23 protein-coding genes are annotated in these 24,932 nt (G+C 47.5%); 11 read left to right on the forward strand and 12 right to left on the reverse strand.

The genetic code is table 11. From position 1 onward, the window contains the following. The first annotated feature begins 224 nt into the window (after window positions 1–224). Both guaB and guaA read left to right on the forward strand, forming a co-directional pair. Window positions 225–1,694 (forward strand): IMP dehydrogenase, encoded by a 1,470-nt coding sequence (gene guaB, locus SD53_RS02525; RefSeq protein ID WP_046518650.1) that lies wholly within the window; start codon window positions 225–227, stop codon window positions 1,692–1,694. A gap of 74 nt (window positions 1,695–1,768) precedes the next feature. Beyond that, window positions 1,769–3,346, forward strand: a complete 1,578-nt coding sequence (gene guaA, locus SD53_RS02530; protein ID WP_046518651.1) for a glutamine-hydrolyzing GMP synthase — start codon at window positions 1,769–1,771, stop codon at window positions 3,344–3,346. Window positions 3,347–3,425: 79 nt separating this feature from the next. Here guaA and SD53_RS02535 read toward each other — a convergent pair whose 3' ends face one another. Continuing rightward, window positions 3,426–3,644: a hypothetical protein gene (locus SD53_RS02535; protein ID WP_046518652.1), complete on the reverse strand. Its 219-nt coding sequence runs from the start codon at window positions 3,642–3,644 to the stop codon at window positions 3,426–3,428. A 193-nt stretch (window positions 3,645–3,837) separates the two neighbouring features. On the opposite strand from SD53_RS02535, the gene tadA reads away from it, so the two are divergent. Beyond that, a complete protein-coding gene (gene tadA / locus SD53_RS02540) occupies window positions 3,838–4,359 on the forward strand; it encodes a tRNA adenosine(34) deaminase TadA (protein WP_082101753.1) in 522 nt (173 codons plus the stop codon). Here tadA and SD53_RS18730 read toward each other — a convergent pair. Further along, entirely contained in the window at window positions 4,349–4,516 is a 168-nt protein-coding gene (locus tag SD53_RS18730; RefSeq protein WP_173425680.1) for a hypothetical protein, read from the reverse strand. The two genes, tadA and SD53_RS18730, sit on opposite strands and share 11 nt — an antisense overlap. 56 nt (window positions 4,517–4,572) lie before the next feature. Next, a complete protein-coding gene (gene mltF / locus SD53_RS02545; protein ID WP_046518654.1) occupies window positions 4,573–6,024 on the reverse strand; it encodes a membrane-bound lytic murein transglycosylase MltF in 1,452 nt (483 codons plus the stop codon). A 151-nt stretch (window positions 6,025–6,175) separates the two neighbouring features. On the opposite strand from mltF, the gene purL reads away from it, so the two are divergent. Beyond that, window positions 6,176–10,069 carry a phosphoribosylformylglycinamidine synthase gene (purL, locus tag SD53_RS02550; RefSeq protein ID WP_046518696.1) on the forward strand — a complete coding sequence of 1,298 codons (3,894 nt, stop codon included), beginning with the start codon at window positions 6,176–6,178 and terminating at the stop codon, window positions 10,067–10,069. Between the two features lie 216 nt (window positions 10,070–10,285). Continuing rightward, a complete protein-coding gene (locus SD53_RS02555; protein WP_046518655.1) occupies window positions 10,286–10,945 on the forward strand; it encodes a PilZ domain-containing protein in 660 nt (219 codons plus the stop codon). Here SD53_RS02555 and SD53_RS17900 read toward each other — a convergent pair. The 5 genes from SD53_RS17900 to SD53_RS02580 all read right to left on the reverse strand — a co-directional run bounded on the left by SD53_RS17900 (window position 10,942) and on the right by SD53_RS02580 (window position 17,026). Continuing rightward, the gene (locus SD53_RS17900) at window positions 10,942–12,420 is read right to left on the reverse strand and encodes a sensor histidine kinase (protein ID WP_052749222.1); all 1,479 of its coding nucleotides are present in this window, start codon (window positions 12,418–12,420) and stop codon (window positions 10,942–10,944) included. The genes SD53_RS02555 and SD53_RS17900 overlap by 4 nt on opposite strands. Before the next feature lie 2 nt (window positions 12,421–12,422). Beyond that, window positions 12,423–13,304 carry a type 2 periplasmic-binding domain-containing protein gene (locus SD53_RS02565; protein ID WP_125060852.1) on the reverse strand — a complete coding sequence of 294 codons (882 nt, stop codon included), beginning with the start codon at window positions 13,302–13,304 and terminating at the stop codon, window positions 12,423–12,425. Window positions 13,305–13,444: 140 nt separating this feature from the next. Beyond that, window positions 13,445–14,146 (reverse strand): OmpW/AlkL family protein, encoded by a 702-nt coding sequence (locus SD53_RS02570; RefSeq protein ID WP_046518656.1) that lies wholly within the window; start codon window positions 14,144–14,146, stop codon window positions 13,445–13,447. A gap of 191 nt (window positions 14,147–14,337) precedes the next feature. After that, on the reverse strand, window positions 14,338–16,044 hold the full coding sequence (gene olsF / locus SD53_RS02575) for a bifunctional ornithine lipid synthase OlsF (RefSeq protein WP_046518657.1): 1,707 nt from the start codon (window positions 16,042–16,044) through the stop codon (window positions 14,338–14,340). Window positions 16,045–16,222: 178 nt separating this feature from the next. Then, complete coding sequence (locus SD53_RS02580; RefSeq protein WP_046518658.1) at window positions 16,223–17,026, reverse strand: UDP-2,3-diacylglucosamine diphosphatase; 804 nt, start codon at window positions 17,024–17,026, stop codon at window positions 16,223–16,225. 102 nt (window positions 17,027–17,128) lie between these two features. Between SD53_RS02580 and SD53_RS02585 the strand changes: the two genes are divergently transcribed. The 3 genes from SD53_RS02585 (at window position 17,129) to SD53_RS18735 (ending at window position 19,151) form a co-directional block, all read left to right on the forward strand. After that, window positions 17,129–18,049 (forward strand): 2-hydroxyacid dehydrogenase, encoded by a 921-nt coding sequence (locus SD53_RS02585; protein WP_046518659.1) that lies wholly within the window; start codon window positions 17,129–17,131, stop codon window positions 18,047–18,049. Beyond that, window positions 18,049–18,813 (forward strand): enoyl-CoA hydratase-related protein, encoded by a 765-nt coding sequence (locus tag SD53_RS02590; RefSeq protein ID WP_046518660.1) that lies wholly within the window; start codon window positions 18,049–18,051, stop codon window positions 18,811–18,813. Before SD53_RS02585 ends, SD53_RS02590 begins: the two co-directional genes overlap by 1 nt. A 188-nt stretch (window positions 18,814–19,001) precedes the next feature. Next, window positions 19,002–19,151, forward strand: a complete 150-nt coding sequence (locus SD53_RS18735) for a hypothetical protein (RefSeq protein ID WP_173425681.1) — start codon at window positions 19,002–19,004, stop codon at window positions 19,149–19,151. A 30-nt stretch (window positions 19,152–19,181) separates the two neighbouring features. Here the strand turns inward: SD53_RS18735 and smrA are convergent, their stop codons facing one another. Further along, window positions 19,182–19,760, reverse strand: a complete 579-nt coding sequence (gene smrA, locus SD53_RS02595) for a DNA endonuclease SmrA (RefSeq protein WP_046518661.1) — start codon at window positions 19,758–19,760, stop codon at window positions 19,182–19,184. A gap of 242 nt (window positions 19,761–20,002) precedes the next feature. On the opposite strand from smrA, the gene SD53_RS17905 reads away from it, so the two are divergent. Further along, the gene (locus SD53_RS17905; RefSeq protein WP_052749224.1) at window positions 20,003–20,362 is read left to right on the forward strand and encodes a hypothetical protein; all 360 of its coding nucleotides are present in this window, start codon (window positions 20,003–20,005) and stop codon (window positions 20,360–20,362) included. A gap of 14 nt (window positions 20,363–20,376) precedes the next feature. Here the strand turns inward: SD53_RS17905 and SD53_RS18585 are convergent, their stop codons facing one another. Both SD53_RS18585 and SD53_RS02610 read right to left on the reverse strand, forming a co-directional pair. Continuing rightward, complete coding sequence (locus tag SD53_RS18585) at window positions 20,377–20,697, reverse strand: hypothetical protein (protein ID WP_125060851.1); 321 nt, start codon at window positions 20,695–20,697, stop codon at window positions 20,377–20,379. 173 nt (window positions 20,698–20,870) lie between these two features. After that, window positions 20,871–22,208, reverse strand: a complete 1,338-nt coding sequence (locus SD53_RS02610) for a M20/M25/M40 family metallo-hydrolase (protein WP_046518700.1) — start codon at window positions 22,206–22,208, stop codon at window positions 20,871–20,873. A gap of 238 nt (window positions 22,209–22,446) precedes the next feature. On the opposite strand from SD53_RS02610, the gene SD53_RS02615 reads away from it, so the two are divergent. Next, window positions 22,447–22,746 (forward strand): ArsR/SmtB family transcription factor, encoded by a 300-nt coding sequence (locus SD53_RS02615; protein ID WP_046518701.1) that lies wholly within the window; start codon window positions 22,447–22,449, stop codon window positions 22,744–22,746. Window positions 22,747–22,901: 155 nt separating this feature from the next. Here the strand turns inward: SD53_RS02615 and rpsT are convergent, their stop codons facing one another. Then, entirely contained in the window at window positions 22,902–23,177 is a 276-nt protein-coding gene (rpsT, locus tag SD53_RS02620) for a 30S ribosomal protein S20 (RefSeq protein ID WP_008900529.1), read from the reverse strand. A gap of 172 nt (window positions 23,178–23,349) precedes the next feature. Here rpsT and murJ point away from each other — a divergent pair, with 172 nt between their 5' ends. Further along, window positions 23,350–24,924: a murein biosynthesis integral membrane protein MurJ gene (gene murJ, locus SD53_RS02625; RefSeq protein ID WP_046518702.1), complete on the forward strand. Its 1,575-nt coding sequence runs from the start codon at window positions 23,350–23,352 to the stop codon at window positions 24,922–24,924. Window positions 24,925–24,932 lie beyond the last annotated feature (8 nt).

Raw genomic sequence — 24,932 nt, forward strand, 5'->3', positions numbered from 1 at the left:
AGCCGCAGCTTTGTTGACTGCGTTCTCTCGCCCCAGTCACATAGGTTAACTATGCTCCTGGGGTCTCGAGTACTTGTCGTCGCGCTGCAACTCCAATTACTTTGGGGCTTACTTTGTGGTTAATGTAACACAAAAGCGAAAAACTGATTGTGGCAAAGGGCAAAAGCGGATAAAATTGCGCCGCAACATTCCCCCCATCTTTAGTTAACAGCGAGATTGTTGCAATGCTCAGGATCGTGAAAGAAGCCATTACATTTGACGACGTGTTACTTGTACCGGCACACTCCACTGTGTTACCCCATACCGCAGACCTGCGGACTCAATTGACCAGCAAAATTACGTTAAATATTCCTATGGTATCAGCGTCTATGGACACTGTGACCGAGGCGCGTTTAGCTATTGCTTTGGCACAGGAAGGTGGCTTAGGTTTTATTCACAAGAATATGACTATCGAAGAGCAGGCAGCCAATGTTCGTAAAGTAAAAAAATACGAAAGTGGTGTAGTGTCAGACCCTGTGACTGTACGTCCGGAACAAAGTATCCGCGAAGTGCAGCAACTGGCCGCTCAGCATGGTTTTTCTGGTTTCCCTGTGGTCGATGCCGACAATAATCTGGTGGGCATAGTGACAGGACGGGATCTGAACGTCGAAACCAATCCGCAAGCTGCGATTTCTTCTGTGATGACACCAAAAGAGCGTTTAGTCACGGTCAACGAAGCTGGCCCGCGTGAAGAAGCTCTGGCTTTAATGCATAAACACCGTATCGAAAAAGTATTAGTGGTCGACAACGCCTTTAAACTTAAAGGCCTAATCACAGTACAGGATTACAACAAAGCCGCCAGCAAACCAAATGCCTGTAAAGACGAATTTGGTCGCTTACGTGTAGGTGCTGCTGTGGGTGTTGGTCCTGGTACTGACGAGCGTATTGCCGCTTTAGTCGAAGCCGGTGTCGATGTGTTATTAATAGATACCTCACACGGCCACTCGGAAGGTGTGTTAGAGCGCGTGCGTCAAACCCGCGCCATGTATCCGGATTTACAAATCGTAGCGGGGAACGTCGCCACTGCCGAAGGCGCCAAAGCTTTAGCGTTAGCTGGTGCTAACGCGGTAAAAGTGGGTATAGGCCCAGGTTCTATTTGTACCACCCGCATAGTGACAGGTTGTGGTGTTCCTCAACTGACCGCTATCTCTGATGCAGTAGATGGCGTGCAGGGTATGGACGTTTGTATTATTGCTGACGGTGGTATTCGTTTCTCCGGTGATATCGCCAAAGCACTGGTCGCTGGCGCACATTGTGTGATGGTCGGTTCTATGTTTGCCGGCACTGAAGAAGCACCGGGTGAAGTGGAGCTGTATCAGGGCCGTTACTACAAGTCTTACCGTGGTATGGGGTCCTTAGGTGCTATGGCACAACGTAATGGCTCGTCGGACCGTTATTTCCAGGGCAGCAATAATGCCGAGAAGTTAGTACCAGAGGGTATTGAAGGCCGTGTGGCTTATAAAGGCCCAATCGGCACTATTATTCACCAGCAAATGGGTGGCCTGCGCTCTTCTATGGGTTTAACAGGTTGCGCTACTATTGCTGAAGTCCGCACTAAGCCGGTGTTTGTGAAAGTGACGTCTGCTGGTATGGGTGAATCGCACGTACATGATGTGCAAATCACCAAAGAAGCCCCCAACTACCGTCTGGGCTAATAGTGTTTTCGAGGCTGGCTTAGCGCCAGCCTCTGTCTTTTTTGATAGTCGATATTTGTGAAAATAAGGTGATTATGAGCAAAAACATTCACTTCCATCGTATTTTGATCCTCGATTTCGGATCACAATACACTCAGCTTATCGCCCGTCGGGTGCGTGAAATTGGCGTGTACTGTGAACTCTGGGCATGGGACGTTACTGCTGAACAAATCGCTGAATTTGCGCCAACAGGTATTATTTTATCCGGTGGTCCTGAGAGTGTGACCGAAGCCGGCTCGCCCCGTGCACCTGCTTATGTGTTTGAAGCTGGTGTGCCAGTGCTGGGTGTCTGCTACGGCATGCAGACTATGGCAGAGCAACTGGGCGGTAAAGTCGCCAGTTCTGAGCAGCGCGAATTTGGGTATGCTCAGGTGGAACTGATTGCTCCGAATGCCATGTTCACAGGCATTGAAGATCATCTGAACGAACAAGGCCGTGGTTTATTGGATGTCTGGATGAGTCACGGTGACAAAGTGGTGCAAATCCCACAAGGTTTTGTCACGACGGCACAAACTCCAACTTGCCCTCATGCTGCCATGGCCGATGAGGCCCGTCAGTTCTACGGCGTGCAGTTCCACCCTGAAGTGACGCACACCCGTCAGGGCCTGCGGATGTTAGAGCAGTTTGTGGTCGATATCTGTGGTTGTGAAAAACTCTGGACGCCAGCCACTATCATTGATGACGCTATTGTTAACATCAAAAAGCAGGTCGGTGATGATCAGGTGATTTTAGGTTTATCAGGTGGGGTTGACTCTTCAGTGGTCGCCATGCTGTTACACCGTGCCATCGGCAAAAACCTGACTTGTGTTTTCGTCGATAACGGCTTATTGCGTTTAAATGAAGGCACGCAAGTGATGGAAATGTTTGGTGATCATTTTGGTCTGAACATTATCCATGTTAAAGCCGAAGATCGCTTCCTGGATGCGTTAAAAGGTGTGTCCGAACCTGAAGCCAAACGTAAAATTATTGGCCGCGTTTTCGTCGAAGTTTTTGACGAAGAAGCGAAAAAACTGACCAATGCCAAGTGGTTAGCACAAGGCACTATTTATCCTGACGTGATTGAATCTGCCGCGTCTAAAACCGGTAAAGCGCATGTAATTAAGTCGCACCATAACGTCGGTGGTTTACCCGCGGATATGAAAATGGGCTTAGTCGAGCCGTTGCGTGAGCTGTTTAAAGATGAAGTGCGCAAAGTAGGTTTGGCGTTAGGTTTACCTTACGACATGCTGTATCGTCACCCTTTCCCAGGCCCGGGTTTAGGGGTACGGGTACTGGGTGAAGTGAAAAAAGAATACTGTGATTTATTACGCAAAGCCGACGCAATTTTTATCGAAGAGCTGCGTAATTCAGGTTGGTATGACAAAGTCAGTCAGGCCTTTACCGTCTTCCTGCCGGTGAAATCTGTCGGCGTAATGGGCGATGGCCGTAAATACGACTGGGTGGTGTCAATTCGTGCGGTAGAAACCATCGACTTTATGACAGCACATTGGGCGCATTTGCCTTATGAGCTGTTAGGTACTATCTCTAACCGCATTATCAATGAAGTGAATGGCATTTCCCGCGTGGTGTACGACATCTCCGGTAAGCCACCAGCAACTATTGAGTGGGAATAATCTCCCCTTCGTACTTGAAGCCGCAGCTTTGGGTCTATTGGGTCAACAAGGGGCAGATTAACTCTGCCCCTTTTGTTTTTTACAGCTTATTGATTTCGTGTTTTAGCTGATAGGATTTATCCGTCACTATGGCTTCTAAAGTCGCAACCCGTTGTTTGAGCTGTTCAATTTGCTGACGAAGCTCATCACTGCTGGCTGAGGATTGTTGTAACTTAATTTTAGTTTTATTGTGGTTTTCATAAAACGCATAGGCAAAAGCGCCTAACACTGCGATAAAGCCTACGTCAAATACACCCATGATCATCCCTCTGTGTAGATTAAAAACAGTACTGATTAAGCAATAGCTATACCATAGTCATTATTTTATTGATTATCAAAGTGTTAGCTCTTTTTAGGCTATTTCATTTGTAACAAAATAACTAAAAGATAGTCAAAATCTTAACCAGAGCTGGTAAAATTAGCCAGATCCAGAAGTGAGAGAAGAGGCCAAGGTGACAGCAGACGACGATTTATACTGGATGCAGTATGCCTTGCAACTGGCCGATAAGGCCGAACAAAGTGGCGAAATTCCGGTGGGGGCTGTGCTGATCAAAGACGGTCTGGTGCTGGGGGAAGGCTGGAATCAATCAATTCAACTGAACGACCCTTCGGCTCATGCTGAAATGATGGCGATTCGCCAGGCTGCAGAAAAAGTCGGCAATTACCGTCTGCTGGACTGCACTTTGTATGTCACTTTAGAGCCTTGTGCTATGTGTGCGGGTCTTCTAGTGCACAGCAGAGTAAAACGTCTGGTGTTTGGCGCTAAAGATGCCAAAACTGGCGCTGCTGGCTCAGTGCTGGATATAGTGCGGCATCCTGTGCTGAATCACCAGTTGGAGGTACAGGATGGTCCACTGGCGCAGCAATGCGCAGACAAACTGTCCGAATTTTTCCGTCGTCGCAGAGCAGAACAAAAAGCGTTAAAACAGCAGGAAAAACAACAGAGTGCAGGGGAAGGGCAGGTTAAGCAATAGCCTCATTGGTGTTGGCCATATCCTGAATGGACTGAAAAGAACGGCGACGTCTGTTCAGTTTCAGCATCGCCATATTGCGACTGACTCGTCTTCTGCTGGATGCAACGTCTATTAATCGCCGCTTGCGCAGCATTTTCGGTTTTTTACGTTTTAACATGCAATGACTCCAAATTAAGTTCGCTAATATAGAAGCTTAGCAATGTATATACAAGATTAAGACTGCTTCAAAGCACTGATATTCTCTGACTTTTCTGGTGAATTTACCGCTTTATCGCCGAACTGCTCATTAAGCCGCTGTTTTTGCTGATCTAACCTTTGTTCGGTTTTTTTCTTTTCATCGACCCATAACAGGGTGTCGTAGAAGCGACGCACATTTTCGACGTAATAAACAGCCTGAGCACCACGGGCATAACCAAGTTTAGTGTTCTGGTAATAACGTTTTTGCTGCAGTAAAGGTAAACGTTGTTTCACTTCATGCCATTGATCCGGATTTGCGCCGTCACGCTCCGTCAGGACGCGGGCACTTTCGACATGACCCCATCCAATATTGTAAGCCGCTATGGCAAACCAGAGCCGGTCTGGCATCTGAATACGCTCAGGAATAGTTTCCAGCATACGTTGCAGGTATTTACTGCCCCCTCTGATGCTTTGTGCCGGGTCCAGACGACTACTGACCCCCATCATTTGCGCCGTGCCTACTGTTAACATCATCATGCCCACCACACCGGTGGAGCTACGCGCATCAGGCCGCCAGTTTGATTCCTGATAGCCGATAGCGGCCAGTAAACGCCAGTCGAAGTTACCGGCATATTTTTCAAATAATGGCTGATAACGGGGCAGGTCTTTTTCAATGGCTTTGATGTAATCCAGAGTCGCGACATAATCAAAACGGCGGATATGGCCAAAGTACTTATCTTCCAGACTTAATAAATCGCCGGACTGATAACTTTGACCAAAAAACTCAATCAATACCGCCCAGAAGGAATCATCTGCTTTGTTGCTCAACAACCAGGCGACGGGCTGTTGTTCTTTGACCTTAAAGGCGACAGCTAAATTAGGAAAGAAGCGTTGATTGACCGCCAATAAGTTGGAATCAACCAGGGTATAAGGAATTTTGCCGTCTTCGACTTGTTGCAACAGCTCGTCAGCATCTTCGGATTCACTTTCTTGCCACTGCAACTGGGGGTGGTCTTGTTGTACCGCACTTAAGGTTTCGGCTAGTGAGCTGTCTTTAGGTACCAGGATCGGCGCTTTGATGTCTGCAAAGCTGGTTGGTTTAGTCTGGCCTTTTCGGTACACCAGTACTTCGTTGCGCCATAAATAAGCCGGTGCTATACGGTATTTTTGTTTGCGACTTTCGGTGACAGCTAACCCGCCTGCAATATAATCGACCTGACCTGAATCCAGTTTTTGTAGCAGCTCTTCACGCTGATAACTGGGAAAAAGCTCCAGTTCCACACCCAATTTGTCAGCTAAAGCAACCGACAATTCGTAGTCATAACCGGTCGGGCCGTCGGCACCTACATAGTAGCTGGTCGGACTGTTTAAAATGCCAACCCGAAGGCTATCTCTTTGATAAATTTCATGAAGCTGAACAGGTTCCTGCACCGGAGTGCAAGAGACTACTGCTGTTAATACAGCTCCTAAAATACCAAATCGAATCATCCGGTTCTGCCTTTCATCACAAAGAGCGCCATTTATACCAAAATTCCTGCGGGTCGTCAGATCTTATTCATACCATTGCAGGCGTTTTTTCTTTATAATGCGGCGCCTGATTTTGGGTTCCATTGTCGCTCAACCAACGGAAAATAAACCTATGTTGATCCTGCGTGGTGCACCTGCACTGTCCGAGTTTAGAGTTCAGAAGTTCCTCGATCTTTGTGTTAAAGCCAATTTGCCTGTGCATGGTGTGTATGCCGAATTTATGCATTTTGCTGATCTAAGCAGCGAACTGTCGGCCGAACAACAGACTATTTTAAGCAAGTTGCTGACTTACGGACCTACTATTGTCAGCCATAAACCTGAAGGTTTATTGCTGCTGGTGACACCTCGCCCCGGTACTATTTCTCCATGGTCCTCCAAAGCGACTGATATTGCTAAAAACTGTGGCCTGAGTCAGGTCAAACGTTTAGAGCGTGGTGTAGCTTATTATGTGCAGACTTCTGCCACTTTAACTGAAGCAGAGCTGAAGCAACTCAAAGCTCTGTTACACGACCGCATGATGGAAGTGGTATTCAGTGAGTTTGAACAAGCCTCTGCTTTGTTCCATAAAGCCGAACCTGCGCCTTTAAGTTCAGTGGACATTATCAACGGCGGCCGCGAGGCTTTAGTCAAAGCCAATATCGAGATGGGCCTGGCTTTAGCCGAGGATGAAATCGATTATCTGGTGACCAATTTTAATCAGTTGGGCCGCAATCCAAATGATATCGAACTTTATATGTTTGCGCAGGCCAACTCTGAGCACTGCCGTCATAAAATTTTTAACGCCGACTGGACCATAGACGGCGAACAACAGCCGAAGTCGCTGTTTAAAATGATCAAAAACACCTTTGAAAAAACGCCGGATCATGTGTTGTCGGCTTACAAAGACAATGCCGCTGTGATGACAGGCTCAAAAGCCGGTCGTTTTTTCCCGTCTGCCGACACTCAGGAATATGGCTACAACCATGAAGATATTCATGTGTTGATGAAAGTGGAAACTCATAACCACCCAACAGCCATTTCGCCATTCCCGGGCGCTGCCACTGGTTCTGGTGGTGAAATTCGTGACGAAGGTGCCACAGGTGTGGGCGCCAAACCCAAAGCTGGCCTGACAGGTTTCTCTGTATCGAATTTGCGTATTCCAGGTTTTGAACAGCCGTGGGAAACCGATTTTGGCAAACCAGAGCGCATTGTCACTGCACTGGATATCATGACCGAAGGTCCGTTGGGCGGCGCTGCTTTTAACAACGAATTTGGCCGTCCAAATATTCTCGGTTACTTCCGTACTTACGAAGAAAAAGTGCCTAGCCATAATGGCGAAGAAGTTCGGGGTTACCACAAGCCTATTATGATTGCCGGTGGTATGGGCAATATCCGGGCTGAGCACGTGCAAAAAGGTCAAATGCCTGTTGGTGCTAAATTAGTAGTACTGGGTGGCCCGGCGATGAACATAGGTTTAGGTGGCGGCGCTGCTTCGTCTATGGCATCAGGCCAGTCGGCGGAAGATTTAGACTTTGCTTCAGTACAACGTGAAAACCCAGAAATTGAACGCCGTTGTCAGGAAGTGATCGACCGCTGCTGGCAGTTGGGTGATCAAAACCCAATTTGTTTTATCCATGACGTAGGGGCTGGTGGTTTATCTAACGCCTTCCCTGAGCTGGTCAACGATGGTGGCGTGGGTGGTAAGTTTGAATTGCGTAACGTACCTAACGATGAACCTGGCATGTCACCACTGGAAATCTGGTGTAACGAATCACAAGAACGCTATGTGATGGCTATCCCTGCCGATCGTATGTCGGTATTCGAGGAGATTTGTAAGCGTGAACGTGCACCTTATGCAGTGGTAGGTGAAGCCACTGCTGAACATCACCTGACCCTGTCTGACCAGCATTTTGGCAATACGCCTATTGACTTGCCATTGAACGTGCTGCTGGGCAAAGCGCCTAAAATGCACCGTGATGTGAAATCTCAGGTGACGGAAGGCAAGGCCTTAGATCTGAATGGTGTCACAGTAGCCGATGCGGCTGAACGTTTATTGCGTTTACCTACTATTGCTGAAAAGACTTTCCTGATCACCATAGGCGATCGCACAGTCACAGGTTTAGTGGCCCGTGATCAGATGGTGGGTCCTTGGCAGGTGCCTGTAGCGAACTGTGGTGTAACTGCCGCTTCGTATGACACTTACCATGGCGAAGCCATGTCGATGGGCGAACGTACCCCAGTGGCCTTATTAGACTTCGCCGCGTCCGCCCGTTTAGCTGTGGCTGAAGCTATTACTAACATTGCCGCGACACAGATTGGTGATATTAAACATATCAAACTGTCGGCGAACTGGATGTCTGCTGCAGGTCACCCGGGTGAAGACGCTGGTTTATACCAGGCCGTCAAAGCTATAGGTGAAGAGTTATGCCCTGCGATGGGGTTAACTATCCCTGTAGGTAAAGATTCGATGTCGATGAAAACCAGTTGGCAACAGGATGGCGAACAGAAGACAGTGACTTCGCCTTTATCCTTGATTATCACTGCTTTTGCCCGGGTTGAAGATGTGCGCCGTACTGTGACCCCGCAGCTACGCACCGACAAAGGCGCAACCAGCCTTATTTTGTTGGATTTAGGTCAGGGCGCTAATCGTTTAGGCGCATCCTGTTTAGCTCAGGTCTATAAGCAACTCGGTCAGACAGCGCCGGATCTGGAAAGCCCTGAATTACTGCTGAACTTCTATCAGGCAATACAGGCTTTAGTGGCCCAGCAGAAACTGCTGGCCTACCACGACCGCTCTGACGGTGGTTTGTTTGTGACATTAGCGGAAATGGCCTTTGCGGGTAAAGCTGGTATCAAAGTGGATATCCAGGCGTTAGGCGCCGATAATCTGGCTGTACTGTTCAGTGAAGAGTTAGGCGCCGTGTTACAAGTTGCAAACAGCGATTTACCTGTGGTGCAAGCGATTCTGGCTCAGCATAACCTGGCAGCGGTGGCGCATTTATTAGGTGAAGTGACGACGGACGATCAAATTCAGATCAGCCGTGGCGACCAACTGGTGTATAGCAACAGCCGTACTACTTTACGTACCATCTGGGCTGAAACTACCTATCAGATGCAGTTGATGCGGGATAACCCGGAAGGCGCGCGTCAGGAATTTGTGGCTAAAGCGGATGTGACAGACCCCGGCTTAAACGTCAAATTAAGCTTTGATCTGAACGAAGATGTGGCAGCACCTTATATCCTCAAAGGTGTACAGCCGAAAGTGGCTATTTTGCGTGAGCAGGGTGTGAACTCTCACGTTGAAATGGCAGCGGCCTACAACAGAGCTGGCTTTAATGCGGTCGACGTGCATATGAGCGATATCTTATCAGGTCGTCGTACACTGGCTGAATTCAACGGCTTAGTGGCGTGCGGTGGCTTCTCTTACGGTGACGTATTAGGGGCTGGTGAAGGCTGGGCTAAGTCTGTGCTGTTTAACGACAGAGCCCGCGCTGAATTTGCGGCGTTTTTTGAACGTGAAACGACTTTCAGCTTGGGGGTTTGTAACGGCTGTCAGATGATGTCGAATCTGAAGAGCTTGATCCCTGGCGCTGATTTATGGCCACGTTTTGTCCGTAACAAGTCTGAACGCTTTGAAGCCCGTTTCAGTCTGGTCGAAGTGCAGGAAAGTGCCTCGTTATTCTTTAGAGGTATGGCCGGTTCCCGTATGCCTATTGCTGTCTCTCACGGTGAAGGACATACCGAGTTTGCCTCACAAGCAGCGTTGCAGGCGGCCGATCAAAGCGGCACTGTGGCCTTACGTTTTGTTGATAACTACGGCAACGTCACCACCCAATACCCGTCGAATCCAAACGGTTCACCGCTGGGTATTACCTCGTTAACGACGACGGATGGCCGTGTCACTATCATGATGCCTCACCCTGAGCGGGTCTTCCGCACTGTGGCCAATAGCTGGCATCCGGATGAATGGCAGGAAGACAGCCCGTGGATGCGAATGTTCCGCAACGCGCGAGTCTGGTTAGGCTAATAGCGAAAAATAATAACAACAAAACCTGCTTCGGCAGGTTTTGTTTTTTTATGTAAAATTTTTATTAAATTGATCGTTCGTTTTTATTGTATTTGCAGATATTTTCGTTTTCCTCTTGATCCCAGACACATTTTTTTACAAACTAGACTTATCTCTTTTTTCACCCATTCGCGTGAGATGTCCGACATGAAGTCGGTGAAGCCTGAAGGATAAGGTATGCAAGTAGCTGTGAGTGCTGAACAAACTGACAATAAAGAATGGCTGTCCCATGTAAAAATTGGCCAGCGTTTTGACCTTGAGCTGTTGGATCAACGCAAAAGCCGTTGTAACTGTGAACTGGTGGGTTACAAAGCCGGCAAATACATTTTATTCCGTATTGACGATGACGTTTTGCCCGACCGGTTTTTTATCAATGGTCTTGCCGTGGTGTGTCGTTTTTTAGTGGAAGATGCAGTAGGTGAATGTTTTGCTTTTAAATCTGAGCTGCTGCAGTTGATGCGTTTTCCGGACAAGCTGGCCGTTATCAGCTTTCCTCAGTCGATCCAGCGCCGGGCTTTACGTAATGAAAGACGAAGTAGTATTTTTATTCCTGCTTCTGTGCGTCTGAATCTTGAAGTTGTAAGCAACAGCCGTAGTTTCAAAGGGCATTTGGTGGACGTATCCAGTGGTGGGTGCCGTTTTCTGTTCGACCCGTCTCATCAGGGCAGTAAGGTCAATCTTGCTCCTGTGATCTTACATATTCAGTGTGAAAAAACCGGTATAGATCAGCAGATCCAGGGCGAAGTCCGTAACTCCAGACTGGAAGAACGTGGTTTATCGATCGGGATCCAGTTTCAGCATGCGCAGTTGCATTTGGACAGGTTAATGCTAAGTTAAAGTGCGGCGGGTAATGTAAACCAGAACACACTGCCTGATGTATCGAAGTCGTAACCTACCTCACCGCCCAGTTTCGACACTATACGCTTGACGATAGACAACCCCAAACCATGGCCATCAGCCTTGAGTGTATCGAGCCGGTTAAAAGCTTGAAATAACCCGGCTCTGTGCTCAGGTTGGACACCTTGGCCCTGATCCCGGACCCAATAGTGGATCATGTTGCCCTGAGGCTCGGCACCTACAGTGATCTCCGCGTGCGGACCTCCATACTTTATTGCGTTTGAAAGGTAATTTACCCACACCTCTTCGATCCATTGCGGATGACCTAAAGCCTGCGGTAACTCGGTGGCTTTATGCAATGTCGCCTGATGCTCTTTAGCAAAAGATTCCAGTCGTTTTATGGCCTCTGCAGCCCCAAGTTCCATATCCACCACACTGATTTGCAGTGCAGTGTCACTCCGTACATTAGCCAATTGCAGCAGGGCATTGATAATGCTGTTCATTTTCAGCGCAGATTGTTTTATCAATAGCAGGTACTGTTGCTGTTGCTCCACAGTTAATCCGAGTTCAGGCTGAGAAAGTAGGCTGGAAAAACCGATCAGACTGGTCAGTGGATGTTTTAAATCGTGAGCAACAGTATGGGCATACGCATTGAGTTCGACATTTTGTTCGGCCAGCTCAGCAGATTGCTGTTCCAGTAACAGCGTGCGCTCAGCTACCAATTGCTCTAATTGATCCCTGTGTTTCATCAGTTCAGTTTCAGCCTGATTACGTCTGGCGAACTCCTGTTGCACGCGCCATCGCAGTTTATTTATGGCTTGCACTACGATATCCAGCTCGTCTGATGGCGCCCGACCCCGACGATTTAAGCTCAAGTCCTGTCCCAGATGATTAAAGTCTATCTGTTCTGCGTAAGTAGCAACCCGGTTCAAAGGCTGACTGATCCAGCGGTGAAATAACCACAACATCACGATAGCGCTGACACTGAGGATACTTAAGGTGGTAATGGCAGTGGTTTGTGCAATTTCTTTGAGCTTTTGCTCTGCTCTTTTCCTGCTCATGGTGATATCCAGAGTGCCGACCTTGTGCCGCTCTTCGCCTTCGGTATGGTAGAGCTCAAAGCTGCGGACAGACAAAGCCGCACCAAAATCAGCCCTGTGCCGCTGCTGAACTTGTCCTAACTCGTCCTGCAACCGGATGGATCCTACATCGCGCACTGACATCAGGCTCTCCAGATGAGCGGTAATTCTTGCATCATCCATGGTCCACAGAGCATTGGTCAGACCGGGTAAAATCCCTTGCTCCAATTCAGTATAACGGCTGTTGATTTGATGCACCGCCTGTTGGTAACCAAGATAAATCTGACAAAGACTGGCAATAACAGCAGCACTGATGGTTAAAACTAACATGGTGCTTAGCATGCGCCAGGCCAGACGACGGTTGGATGCGATCTGCAGAAACAGGTTGGTTTTCACTGTTAATATCCTTTTTGCGGGTTAAACCACAGTTCGTGCTCGGACAGCGGTGTATCAGGTGTCAGTAATGGATTATGCAGCCTCAGTACAGTGCGGTTTGGTAGATCAGCTTGTTGGATGGCCGCCCCAAAATGTTGAAGGAAAAGCTGCTTCATGCTGCCATCTGCTATCGCAATACGTAGTCCATTTTCTATATCCTGTGCCAGTTTAGTATTGTTTTTATTCACAAAAAAATACAGTACAGCAGGGTAATACAGCACCCATTTCGGAGAGGCCATCAAATCTGCCTGTTTAAATGCGACCAGTTCAGCGGGCAATTCGGTGACAGAACGGGGGAAGTAATCGATACGTCTGGCCTGCAGCATGTTAAACATGCCCTGATAGCTGGCGCTGCTGCTGGTACGAAATCCATTGCTTTGTAGAATGTGATAGTCGGGCCAGTCCAGTCCCTGAATTGTTTTTAATGCTTTGAGTTGTGCCTCGTCTTTAAGTTGTAAGAATCGTTGTTCGTCCTGCTGGCGGATCAGCAGCAGGCGCCAGCCAATTAAGCCTCTGTCTATCGGAATACGTACTGGTCGTAATTGCTGCTCGCGTTCTGGTGAACTCATAGTCCAGACCACATCTATACCCTGGTTCAGTTCGAGCTGACGCAAGGTTCTGTATTGTGATAATGCAGTCTCGCTGGGCACCGGATTATAGCTTTGTCCTGACTTCTCAAGAGCAAGATGCAACAGCGCTATCGGATAATGGCCCCTGCTGTCCGCCGCCATCGCTTTTGGCCAGGAATACACCACCTGATGTGGCGTCTGAGCCGCACTGAGGGGCCGCATGACAAACAACAGGACCATCACTACAGCACTGAGTTTAATTGGATTGATGTTCAACGACTTTTCACTACATAGCCCCATTTAGCATCACTATAGGATATTTTTCGACTGAAAAGCAGCTCTAAGACTAAGGACTATCACAAGGCAGGTCAAACTCTACACCAGCTCTGTGATAAGCCCAGAGCTGGTGTACAAGGTTAAAATGAGTAGCGTGCTGCCATCATCCAGACATAAGGATCGATACTGACGTCAACCGATTGGATACTGTTGTTATTCACCAGTACGCGGCCTGTAGTGTCTATATCCATTTTACTGAGCATCAGATGAGCACTCCAGTGGTCTGCCAGTTTGATATTCATGCCTGCCTGCATGGCCAGTCCCCAGGAGTCTTTTAACTTTAATTCTACTTTGTCCTTTGTGTCTGCCACATTTAATGCTTGCAGTGTACTGACTAATTCCCCTGAGACTTTTTCCTTAAAGAAGTTAGTGTAATTCAGACCTACACCAACAAAGGGGTCGAATCTGCTGTCTCCTACCTCAAAATGATACTGGGCTAGCAGTGTTGGCGGTAAATGTTTAGTCTTGCCCAGCGCCAGTCCGTCTATGGCTGAGCCTTGTACTGTGACATCGTGGCTGAATGGGGTGGCCGCTATCAGTTCCAGCGTCCAGTGTTTATCCAGTTGGTAGTCTATCGTAATGCCCAATTGGGTGTTGGTATTCACTGTGACTTCAGTGGAGTTTGCTGGTAAGCCTGCTACAGCCTCTACTGTATTCAGAGGCTTACTGGAGTCTTGAGGGCTGACAGTAATAGCGCCCATATTGACTGACCAGTTGGCCAGAGCCGGGGCCGCAGAGGCGGCTAATAATAACGAGGCTATTGTTTTATAACTTGTTTTCATCAGAATGATCCTTAGCTTGAAAAACTGGCGTCATTCTGCGCTTATGTCGTGGTGAAACTTTGCCCCAGATCAATAGTTGCGATAAAGCTGCCCTCTGTTTAGAGTTTTTATTGATATAAAACAAAAAACTGGCGGGCGGGAATTGAAAAAGCAGCCTGAAGAGTTCTGCTCAGGCTGCTCTTTGTGCGGACTCAAGCAATATAGCGGGCTTTTTTATTGTCCTTCAGTTTGGTCATATCCACCAACACCAGACCATCAACACAGTCGGCAAAGTCGGGATCGATACCAAAAGCCAAAAAGCGCACACCACCGGGTTCAGTCAATTCACTGTATTGTTTGTACAAGGTGGGAATACTGACGCCCATATTGGCCAGTAGGTGTTTGAGCTGGACAAAATCCTGGCTGTAGTTATCACCGCTAAAATGCTGCTGTAACTGGCTCATGGTCTCCATAGGTAATTCATAAGGAATGTTTGGTTCAGCACTGTGTTCCGGGCAGCGGAAATACAGGCTGTAGAAATACACCATCAGATCCCGGGCCGCTTTGGGGTAGCTGTTGGATAAACTGACGCCACCAAATAAATAGCGGATCTGCGGGTTTTGCTTTAAGTAAGCCCCTATGCCATACCATAAATAATCCAAGCTACGTTTACCCCAATAACGTGGCTGGACAAAACTACGGCCAAGCTCCAGTCCCTGATCTAAATAAGGCGTCATGGCCTGATTAAAACGGAACAATGAGGCTGTATACAAACCGGCCAGGCCCTTTTCGGCCATCACTTTGGCGGTGTTGGCAAAGCGGTAAGCGCCCACTATTTCTAAGTCGTCTTTATCCCATAAAATCAGTTGCTCGTAGTAGCTGTCGTATTGGTCAATATCACGGCGCTGACCGCTGCCTTCGCCAACGGCTCTAAAGGCAATTTCGCGTAAACGGCCAATTTCGCGCAGTACAGGTGAGCTTTGTTGATACTGGTATAAATAGATTTGTTTGCCATCGCCGGTTTCGCCCAGCAGTGGACATGCCTCCACTGCTTTTTTCAGCAAAATGCGATCTTCAGGATGGGCTATCGCCGTTTGGGTTTTAAATAGTGGCGATTTATTTTTAGCCAGACGGTACAGGTGCTTTTTAAACAGCTTCACTTTGGCCTGAGTTTCTAACTGCAGATGAGCAAAGCTGTCGTAAGGGATTTGTTCACCAATCCGCATCGCAATATTTTTATGCTTCTGATTAAACATTTCCTGCACCAGTAACATGGTGGCCAGAGGTTTATAAATCATCGAAGCGCCATAAAACATCGCTGAATTCCGGCCATCAATATAAATCGGCAAAATAGGCGCTTTGGCATTCATGGCAAAACGTAAAAAACCACCATGCCATTTGCCATCACGGATCCCATTGGGCTTTAAGCGCGATACTTCACCGGCCGGAAATAAAATCAGCGCGCCTTCAGCGGCTAAGTGATCACTGATGCGATCAATCCGGCTGCGCTCTGTGCCTCCACTCATATTGTTGACCGGTAACAGCAGAGAATGCAGAGGTTCAATCGCCATCAACAGTTGGTTGGCGATCACTTTGACGTCGGGTCGGATATCCCGCACCAGTTTAATCAGGGCTAAACCGTCTAAGGAGCCTATAGGGTGGTTGGCAATAATCACCACCCGGCCAGTACTTGGAATGCGCTCCACTTCGTTATCACGCACTGCGTAGGCGAAATTAAAGTAGTCCAGTACTTGTTCTACAAATTCAATACCTTGCAAATGTGGGTAACGTTTGGCGAAGGCAATAAATTCCTGTTCGTGCAGCAGTTGGCGTAAGGCGCCTTTGACCGGTTTAGCTAACCAGGGTTTTTGTTCGAGTTTTGGCAGATGGGTCTGCAGCATTTGGTCAACACTGATCATAGCGATTCCTCTGTAAGGACCTTTGTCTATGCAGAGAGTAGGGGGCTAAGATGACAAAAATGCGTCAGATTTATGGCTTTTTGTAGAAGTTTTAAGCGCAGTGGGCTGGACAGAGTCCAAATGCCTGATGATGCAGTTCAGCAAGCTGTAGCTTTATCGGCAAAGGACAATTGCCTGCTCAGGCGACTTTGCTTTGAGCAGGTTGTTCGTCGCTGCGCACCGCCAGTGGCAGAGCGGCCAGGGTGTGGCTTTGTTCCGTCCAGTGATACAACGTCAGTGAGCCATCCTGCTGCTCTATCAAAGCAGTGCAGTTATCAATCCAGTCGCCATCGTTGCAGTAAATAATACCGTCCTGCAGGCTGATTTCTGGATGATGAATATGACCACAGACCACACCGTCAAACCCTGAGCGTTTGGCTTTGGCTACTGCGGCGTCCCGGTAACGGGCAATGGCCTGCTGAGCACCTGGCACTTTGCTTTTAATAAAAGCCGCCAAACTGAAATAACGCCCACCTAAAGCCCGGCGAATACGGTTGCTCCAGCGGTTTAAAAACAACAGGAAGTCGTACAGGTTGTCACCCAGCCAGGCGTGAAAACGGCCAAAGTTGACCTCTTTATCAAACTCATCGCCGTGCAATAGCAGCAGCTTTTTACCTAACGCTGTGGTGTGGCAACCACGTAATTGCAACTTGATGGTGCCAAACTGACGGCCAGCCCAATGGCGAAATTCTTCATCATGATTGCCCGGTATATAGATCACTTCCGTACCTTGATCGGCTTTGGCCAGCAGGCTTTGGATCACCGCATTTTGCTCCGGGCTCCAGCACACTTGTTTTTGCATCGCCCACAGGTCGAGGATATCGCCCAGCAGGTAAATGGTGTCGGCTTTGGTGTGATTGAGGAAGTTCAGCAGGTAGGTGGCCTGACAGTCTTTGTTTCCCAAATGAATGTCAGACAAGAAGATAGTTCGACAATGCAGCATACAAAGCTCCTGCGAATTGTTGGCCTTGCTTGTTCAGGCTCGGGTAGAATGGGACCAGCCCGTGTCAGAGAGATGACGAAAACTTGAAGCTTTGGTGAACAGATGTCGATAGCCCTGGTGATCCCCGATCGTAAGTTAGATGCTTTAATCGAAAAGCTAAATATGTTGTTGCCTGGCGTACTTATTCAGCAATGGCCCCATTACACTGCACCTGATCAGGTGCAGATGGCCGTGGTGTGGAAACAACCACAAGGTTCGTTAGCCGCATTAAGTAATTTAAAAAGCCTGCAGTCTTTTGGTGCCGGTGTCGACAGCATAGTGTCGGATCCAACTTTGCCGGATTTACCCTTAAGCCGAATTGTCGACCCTGCTTTGGCGTCCTCTATGGTCAACTATCTGGCAGGCATAGTGTTGCATTACCAACTACGGCTGGATGTATTCCAGCGTCAGCAGCAAAAACAGCTTTGGAAACCCAAAAGCCCACGCTTAATAAAGCATATTTGCGTATTGGGTTTAGGTGAGTTGGGGCAGGCGGCGGCGCAGTACTTTGTCCAGCAGGGTTATCAGGTCAGTGGCTGGTCACGCAGTATAAAACTGCTGGATGGTATTGAGAGTTACGCTGGTGAAGAAGGTTTTATCAAGGCTGTCTCTGCTGCTGATTTAGTGATTTGTTTATTGCCTCTGACACCTGATACCAATAACTTTTTAAACACAGAGCGTCTTCGTGCTTTTAAAGCCGGCGCTATTCTGGTTAACGTTGCCCGGGGTGCCATAGTCGATGATGCTGCTCTGTTAGCGGCTTTAGATTCCGGCCAGTTGCAGGCGGCTTGTCTGGATGTGTTCCGGGAAGAGCCTTTGCCTGCAGTGGATCCATACTGGCAGCATCCGGCTGTGTTGGTGACACCGCATTGCTCTGCGGTGACTAACGTAGATACTGCTATTCATCAGATTGTTGAAAATTATCAACGTACGTTAAATGGGCTACCTTTAATGCATCTGGTCAACAGGGAAAGAGGCTACTGATGGCAAGTTTTAGCATTGAAAAACACGGTCATGTTGCGCTGTTACAACTGACTGCAGCAGAAAAACGTAACTTGTTAACTCCGGAAAGTGCGCTGCAAATTGCAGCGGCTGTGCATCAATTGAGTCTGGACGATGAACTGAAAGTCTTATGTGTGATGGGCACAGAGCGGGCTTTTTGTGCTGGTGCTGATTTAGCTGTGTTACAACATGCGGCAGATGGAGATGGCACAGAACTCAGGCAGTTGTATCAGGCCTTTAGTCAGGTGGCTGATTCTCCTTTGCTCACCATTGCCTTGGTGAATGGTCCCGCCGTTGGGGCAGGAATGAATCTGGCCATGGTCTGTGATATTCGTTTAGCCAGCAAAGAGGCCTGGTTTGACAGCCGCTTTTTCCAGTTAGCATTGCACCCTGGTGGAGGGCATGGCTGGCTACTGCCACAATTGATCGGCTGGCAACAAGCGATGGCTATGTTGTTTTGTGGTGAAAAACTTTCGGCTGAACAGGCCTGGCAGTACGGTTTAGTCAAAGAAGTATTAGCCGTCGAGCAACTTTTGCCCAGAGCTTTGGCGATGACGGCTGACTTAGCCGCAGTACCTACGGCTTTAGTGCGACAAACCAAAAGTTCGATGCGTCAGTTAGTGCACTGTAAAGAGCACAGTCAGGCGGTAGAGTTTGAATATCAACAGCAATTTTATAGTTTGCAACAGGAAGCTGCCCGTCAGGCAGTAGCCGCATTGCAGCAAAAACTCGCCACAAAAGACTAAAGCCCCTCAGTACATCGGCTGAGTCAGAGACGCTTGGTCTGTCTCTGATTGTTTCTTTATCAGAAAATTGACTGTAAATGATTGTAAATCTTGTAACTAAACAACAAGTTGTCTACACTGGTTTTGGATTGATCAAGATCCACAAAAAAGCAAGAACAATAACAATATTTTTTAGTCTGAGGTTTTGTATGCGTAAAGCGTCCAGTCGCGGTTTTGGCTTTACTGCAATCGCCATTTTGGTGTTATTAATGGCATTGTCGGCTTTTTTAACAAAAGCTGAAGCTACTCAAGTGACTCAAGGTTCACAAGGACAGCAGTCGGTCGAAGGATTGAACTGACCAAATGCCCCCACCTGGTGGGGGTATTTGTTATTTCTTCTGGTGTCTTTCACGGTTTTCCCGTTTTTGCTCCGCATTTTTCTGCAACAACACATAAGTGGCCGCATAACCACCATGAGGTTTTAAGGCGGTATGGCAAGCCAATACTTCTGGTATTTGTGGTAACCATTTAAAGCAGTAACTTTTTAAAATGGCAGGATGAGGTTTACTATCGCGTCCCATACCGTGGTGGATCAACAAGGTTCGGATCCCTCGTTGGTGACACTCCGCAATAAAGCTAAACAAAGCAGCGCGTGCTTCCACCAGGGTTTTACCCAACAGATTCAGAGTGGCGTCCATCTGATATTTGCCCAGCCGTAGATTCTTGTACACACCATCCTGCACACCATCTTTTTTGTAGGCCATCACCTCGTCTGGTGCCACCAAATCGACATATTCCATGGAGAGGTAATTAGGATCGTATTCCATGTCTTGCTCGGCGGCTTTACGCCGGGCCTGTTGCGCCAGGCTTGGGCTATGCTCCCCATTTGGATCAGCAACAGCATCAGCAGTGAAGCGTTTTACTCCAGCCATTTCCTGTAAAAATAAGTCCAGCTCTTCGTCATGCATATGTACTACTCCACCTTAAGCTGACTGTGAATTGTCGTATTATATACCCGCCCCATTTGAAGTCGCAGTAGGGAGCTATGGGTTTTTCGCCAGCCTTTGATAATGACCTTTTATCGCTAAAAATAGTTTCTTTCAGACTCAATAATTTAGGTGTTTTTGGATACAAAAATCGACGTTAAATAACAAATATTTAACTTTTTAACTATAGTTAAAGTGAAGTTCATTCCTGCAAGGAGAGCATCATGATCCCGGAACGGCTTTATGAAACTTTACCTTACTTATACGTGATTAGCGGGGCGCAAACCGCACTCTGGCTACCACACTGGACTGCTGCCTTATCAGGTGTTGTATTGATATTTGTTGGTGCAATAGTCTGGGTAATACGTACAGACAAACGTCGTAGTCCATATGGAATTAAATTTAAAGAGCAAGGCACATTGCCCTTTTGGTGTTATGAGTTGCAGCCCTTTGTTTATCTGAGTTGCGGCGTTTTGTTGTTTAACTATGGGCAGAGTTTTTTACTCTATCCATCGGCGATGATTTTTCTGGTGGTGGGGATACAGCTTTGGTTATGCCGGATCTGTTGTCGCCGGCATTCCTGATCCAACATCTGATGTTATCGATCGGACGAAGCCCAAAAAATTGCTGCCGCGATAAATCCTTGTTGCTGACGTAACTGGTATTTAGCGCACTGTTCTTTGCTTTGGTCAGCAAAACATAAATACAGCCTTTGTTCATCCTCTGCCAATACTGCGCGTTGATTGGTATCAAGAATAATGCCTTCAGCACCAAACCAGCCTGGCATATAAATACTTTGAGTCGTTAATCCCGCGCTGTGGTACTCCAGTAACTGAGGTTTAGGTGCTATCACAAAGGCCATCAGCAGGAGCAAAACCAAACTCAGCCAGAGTTTGATATTTTTTTTGGTGGAAACCACAGTGTATTGCTCTGTGGCAAGCCTGTTGGCGGAACCGGACAGGCCGCGTCCAACCGCAGAAGCAGAAGTCGTAGTCTGAGGTTGAGTCAGGGGCTTTTTGTTGCCCGCCTTTTTTAATAGTTTTTGTTTATCGGCCTCGCTTAAAAGCGAGGCCTTTTTAATTTGTTTGGCCATTAGTGACGTAAATTAACTGAGCTGTTGGCAACAGTTTCAGTCATGATAAGCCAAGCTTGCAAGTTTTGTTTTAACGAATCCGGGTCTATTTTGTCCAGCGTGTCGTTGGGGGTATGGTGATAATCAAAATAATCAGTGCCATCTTGCGACAAGGCAACAACGGGCACGCCAGCCTGCGCCAATACGGATACATCAGGGCCGCCATAAGTGCTATTGCCACCTAAAGCAATATCCAGATGAGCCAGTTTTTGTTGCAACTCTTTGGCAAAAGGCAGAGCTTTGTCACCAAAACGGCTTTCGATTTGCCAGATCCGGCCTGCACCAAAGTCAGATTCTGCCGCTAACACATGCTTGTCCAAATCTTTATGGTGTTTGGCTGCATAGGCTCTGGCTCCGAGTAATCCCCCTTCTTCATTACCGTATAACACAACCCTGATGGTGCGTTTTGGCTTGATTTTTTGTTTAATCAAGGCGCCTGTGGCCATGACTAAGGCCACCCCAGCACCATCATCCAACGCGCCAGTGCCTTGATCCCATGAATCCAGATGGCCACTGATCAAGACTATTTCTTCAGGTTTTTCTGTGCCTGTTATTTCTGCGATGACGTTGTGACTGGTGGCTTTTTCTAATTGATTTTCCATCTGTAGTTTTAACTCTACTCTGGATGAGCGTTCGAGCATTTTTGCCAAATTCTGTGCATCAGGTACAGAGATCGCCACTGCCGGAATTTTAGCGATAGTTTCGTCATATTTCATAGTTCCGGTATGGGCAAACCTGTTGTTGCTGGTGCCTACGGAACGAATCACTATAGCCACAGCCCCTAATTTGGCCGCTTCTACTGCACCGCGAGAGCGAGCTGCCACCACTTGCCCGTAAAAAGAGCCTGACTTGTCTTTGGTCATTGGCTTGTTAATAAACACAATTTTACCTTTCACAGCAGCCGCATCGGCTTTTTCTAAAGCTTCAATACTGTCAAACATCACGACAGAGGCACGAATACCTGCTTTAGGAGTCCCGACCGAACCGCCCAAGGACGTCAATACAAAAGGTTGAGCAAAAGGCGAAACGACCTCAAGGCTGGCCTGACCGCGGGTCCAGCCGGGCATATCAAATTCTTCAGTCCATACTTTGTCATAACCCAATTGTGTAAACTTATTCAGCGCCCACTGCACGGCGCGACGATCGGCTTCGCTACCTGCGATGCGGGGACCGACTTCAACAGTGAGCGACTCCACCAGTTGATAGGCTAAATCCTGATCCATTGAGGCTGGAGTAGTCGCAGCCCAAACTGATGGCGCGAATAAAGCGCCGATAATAATTCCTTGCCAAATGTTCATCTGTGTTATGCACTCTGTGATCAACCAGTGCGTCCACTGTACCATGCTCAGATCTGCATGAAGTTTCTTATTGCGATAAAAGGTGAAAGCAGGGAGTCAGTTGTATGGCGATCCGAATGCATGGTCGCGTTCTGATGAGTCAGGTGCAGTCTGAAACACGACAGATGAGAATAGATCGTATTGCCACTGTAAAGCCCAGAGTTGCATAATGTTGTTTTTAGATCAAAGAAGCAACAAAATGAAATTGGAAGAAATGCTGAAGAACTCGGCACAGGCAGCCAAGCTGCTGAAGGCGGTTTCCAATGAACGCCGTTTGTTGATTTTGTGTTATTTGCTGGAGTCTGAATTATCAGTCACCGAAATGAACGAAAAGTTAGGTTTAAGTCAGTCGGCTTTGTCTCAACATTTAGCTGTACTCAGACGGCAAAAACTGGTGAAAACCCGCAAAGAAGCGCAAACCGTGTTTTATCGGATCCAGAGCGAAGAAGCTGTCGCTTTGATTCGATTGTTGCATAAACTCTATTGTGAAAAGAAATAGTACAGCGCTCTGAGGCTATTAGTGCCATGGATGGCCGTGAATGCAAAAGTGCATGATTGACATCGGTGTGAAATCAGACATAAAAAAACCACCTTGCGGTGGTTTTTTTAATGCACTGTTGCAATAAGCTGTTGCGAACAACAGCTTCATGACTATTAAGCAGCTTTAGTCGCTAAAGCTTTAACATGTGCATTTAAACGTGACTTATGACGGGCAGCTTTGTTCTTATGGATCAGACCTTTGTCTGCCATACGATCCAAAATTGGAACCATCTTTTTGAACGCTTCTTGTGAAGCAGCTAAGTCAGCAGTTAACACTGCAGCGTATGTTTTCTTCATGAAAGTACGCATCATTGAGCGCTGACTTGCGTTTTGCTGACGACGCTTTTCAGATTGAATAGCGCGCTTCTTAGCAGACTTAATGTTAGCCAAGGTAACACTCCTAAAAACTAAACCGGGACCTTTAAAGGCCGCATAATATGCCTATTTTGTAGGCCCTTGTCAAATGCTTTCCTTGACAGATTGCAGAATAAAATCAGCCCTTGGCTGGTAATCCACTCTGACTCAGGTGAAAATAACAGAAATGTCGTTGCAGGAGCAGTCTGTGTCAGGAAAATTATTAAAATCGGGCATGATCGTAAGCTTTATGACCCTTATTTCACGGGTGCTTGGTTTAGTCCGGGATGTGATTGTCGCCAATGTGTTAGGTGCTGGCGCTATGGCCGACGTATTTTTTATGGCCAACCGTATTCCGAATTTTTTACGACGTTTATTTGCTGAAGGAGCGTTTTCACAAGCTTTTGTGCCTGTACTGGCTGAAGTGAAAGAAAAACATGGTGATGATGCGGTGCGCGAGCTGATTGCCAAAGCGGCCGGCACTTTAGGCTTGATTGTCACAGTCGTCACTGTACTGGCTGTGGTTGGCTCTCCTGTGTTGATGATGTTATTCGGCGCTGGTTGGTTTAATGCCTATTTGGACGGAGCGCCAGAGGGCGACAAATACCTGCAGGCCAGTTTCCTGTTGAAAATTACCTTTCCCTATTTGTGGTTTATTACTTTTGTCGCTTTATCCGGTGCGGTACTGAACACCTATAACAAATTTGCTGTGGCGGCTTTTACCCCGGTGTTTTTAAATGTCGCCATGATAGGCTCGGCTATTTACCTGGCACCACAGCTGGAAAATCCAGCGGAGGCCATCGCCTGGGGGGTGTTTTTAGGGGGCTTGATTCAGTTTTTATTCCAACTGCCGTTTTTAGCCAAAGCCGGATTATTAGTGCTGCCACGTTGGGGCTGGCAGGATCCAAACGTGACAAAAATCCGCACTTTGATGATCCCGGCGTTATTTGGCGTATCGGTTAGTCAGATTAATTTGCTACTGGATGCCATAATCGCATCCTTTTTAGTCACAGGTGCCGTCAGTTGGTTGTATTACTCCGACCGTTTACTGGAGTTTCCGTTAGGTTTGTTCGGTATTGCTATTGCTACCGTGATTTTACCTGGCTTATCCCGTCATTACGCCGCAGCCAGTGAGGCCGCCTTTAAATACACTCTGGATTGGGCAGTACGTTTTATTTGTTTGTTTGGCATTCCATCTATGCTGGGCTTAATAGTGCTGGCTGAACCTATTATTGCCTCGGTGTTTATGCGTGGTGAGTTCACGGCTGAGGACGTCGTTAAAACTTCGCACAGCCTGATTGCTTATAACAGCGGTTTAGTAGCGCTGATGCTGATTAAAGTGCTGGCACCGGCTTTTTATGCGCGGCAGGACATTAAAACGCCGGTGCGAATTGCCATTATTGCTATGGTGGCCAATATGGGCTTTAACCTGATGCTGGCACCTTTTTTAAGTTACGTTGGTCTGGCGCTGGCGACCGCTTTATCAGGTACTTTGAATGCCTGGTTGTTATATCGTGGCCTGAAACAGCGCGATATATATAGCTTTAGCAGCAAAACCTGCTGGTTTATTGCCAAAGCTTTTAGTGCTGCAGCATTAATGGCTGGGTGTTTATTTTATGTGACACCGGATCTGACTGGCTGGATTGCCTTAGGTTTATCAGGACAAGTGCTGCATTTGTTGGCCTATTTTGCTTTTGCTATCCTGGCCTACTTTGTTTTACTTTTTGCCTTTGGTGTGCGTTTGAGCGATTTTAAACGCCAGACAAATGCTGAAAGCAAATGATTATGCGG

The sequence above is a fragment of the Rheinheimera mesophila genome (assembly GCF_000986865.1).
Lineage (GTDB): Bacteria > Pseudomonadota > Gammaproteobacteria > Enterobacterales > Alteromonadaceae > Pararheinheimera > Pararheinheimera mesophila.

Bases quoted from the DNA above. Each gene is read 5' to 3' on its own strand.
- SD53_RS18730 (WP_173425680.1), bottom strand. From the start codon at position 4,516: ATGTTAAAACGTAAAAAACCGAAAATGCTGCGCAAGCGGCGATTAATA.
- SD53_RS02570 (WP_046518656.1), bottom strand. From the start codon at position 14,146: ATGAAAACAAGTTATAAAACAATAGCCTCGTTATTATTAGCCGCCTCT.
- SD53_RS02580 (WP_046518658.1), bottom strand. From the start codon at position 17,026: ATGCTGCATTGTCGAACTATCTTCTTGTCTGACATTCATTTGGGAAAC.
- olsF (WP_046518657.1), bottom strand. From the start codon at position 16,044: ATGATCAGTGTTGACCAAATGCTGCAGACCCATCTGCCAAAACTCGAA.
- SD53_RS02610 (WP_046518700.1), bottom strand. From the start codon at position 22,208: ATGAACATTTGGCAAGGAATTATTATCGGCGCTTTATTCGCGCCATCA.
- SD53_RS17905 (WP_052749224.1), top strand. From the start codon at position 20,003: ATGATCCCGGAACGGCTTTATGAAACTTTACCTTACTTATACGTGATT.
- SD53_RS02555 (WP_046518655.1), top strand. From the start codon at position 10,286: ATGCAAGTAGCTGTGAGTGCTGAACAAACTGACAATAAAGAATGGCTG.
- guaA (WP_046518651.1), top strand. From the start codon at position 1,769: ATGAGCAAAAACATTCACTTCCATCGTATTTTGATCCTCGATTTCGGA.
- SD53_RS02590 (WP_046518660.1), top strand. From the start codon at position 18,049: ATGGCAAGTTTTAGCATTGAAAAACACGGTCATGTTGCGCTGTTACAA.
- SD53_RS02585 (WP_046518659.1), top strand. From the start codon at position 17,129: ATGTCGATAGCCCTGGTGATCCCCGATCGTAAGTTAGATGCTTTAATC.
- guaB (WP_046518650.1), top strand. From the start codon at position 225: ATGCTCAGGATCGTGAAAGAAGCCATTACATTTGACGACGTGTTACTT.
- purL (WP_046518696.1), top strand. From the start codon at position 6,176: ATGTTGATCCTGCGTGGTGCACCTGCACTGTCCGAGTTTAGAGTTCAG.
- mltF (WP_046518654.1), bottom strand. From the start codon at position 6,024: ATGATTCGATTTGGTATTTTAGGAGCTGTATTAACAGCAGTAGTCTCT.
- smrA (WP_046518661.1), bottom strand. From the start codon at position 19,760: ATGCATGACGAAGAGCTGGACTTATTTTTACAGGAAATGGCTGGAGTA.
- SD53_RS02535 (WP_046518652.1), bottom strand. From the start codon at position 3,644: ATGGGTGTATTTGACGTAGGCTTTATCGCAGTGTTAGGCGCTTTTGCC.
- SD53_RS18735 (WP_173425681.1), top strand. From the start codon at position 19,002: ATGCGTAAAGCGTCCAGTCGCGGTTTTGGCTTTACTGCAATCGCCATT.
- SD53_RS02615 (WP_046518701.1), top strand. From the start codon at position 22,447: ATGAAATTGGAAGAAATGCTGAAGAACTCGGCACAGGCAGCCAAGCTG.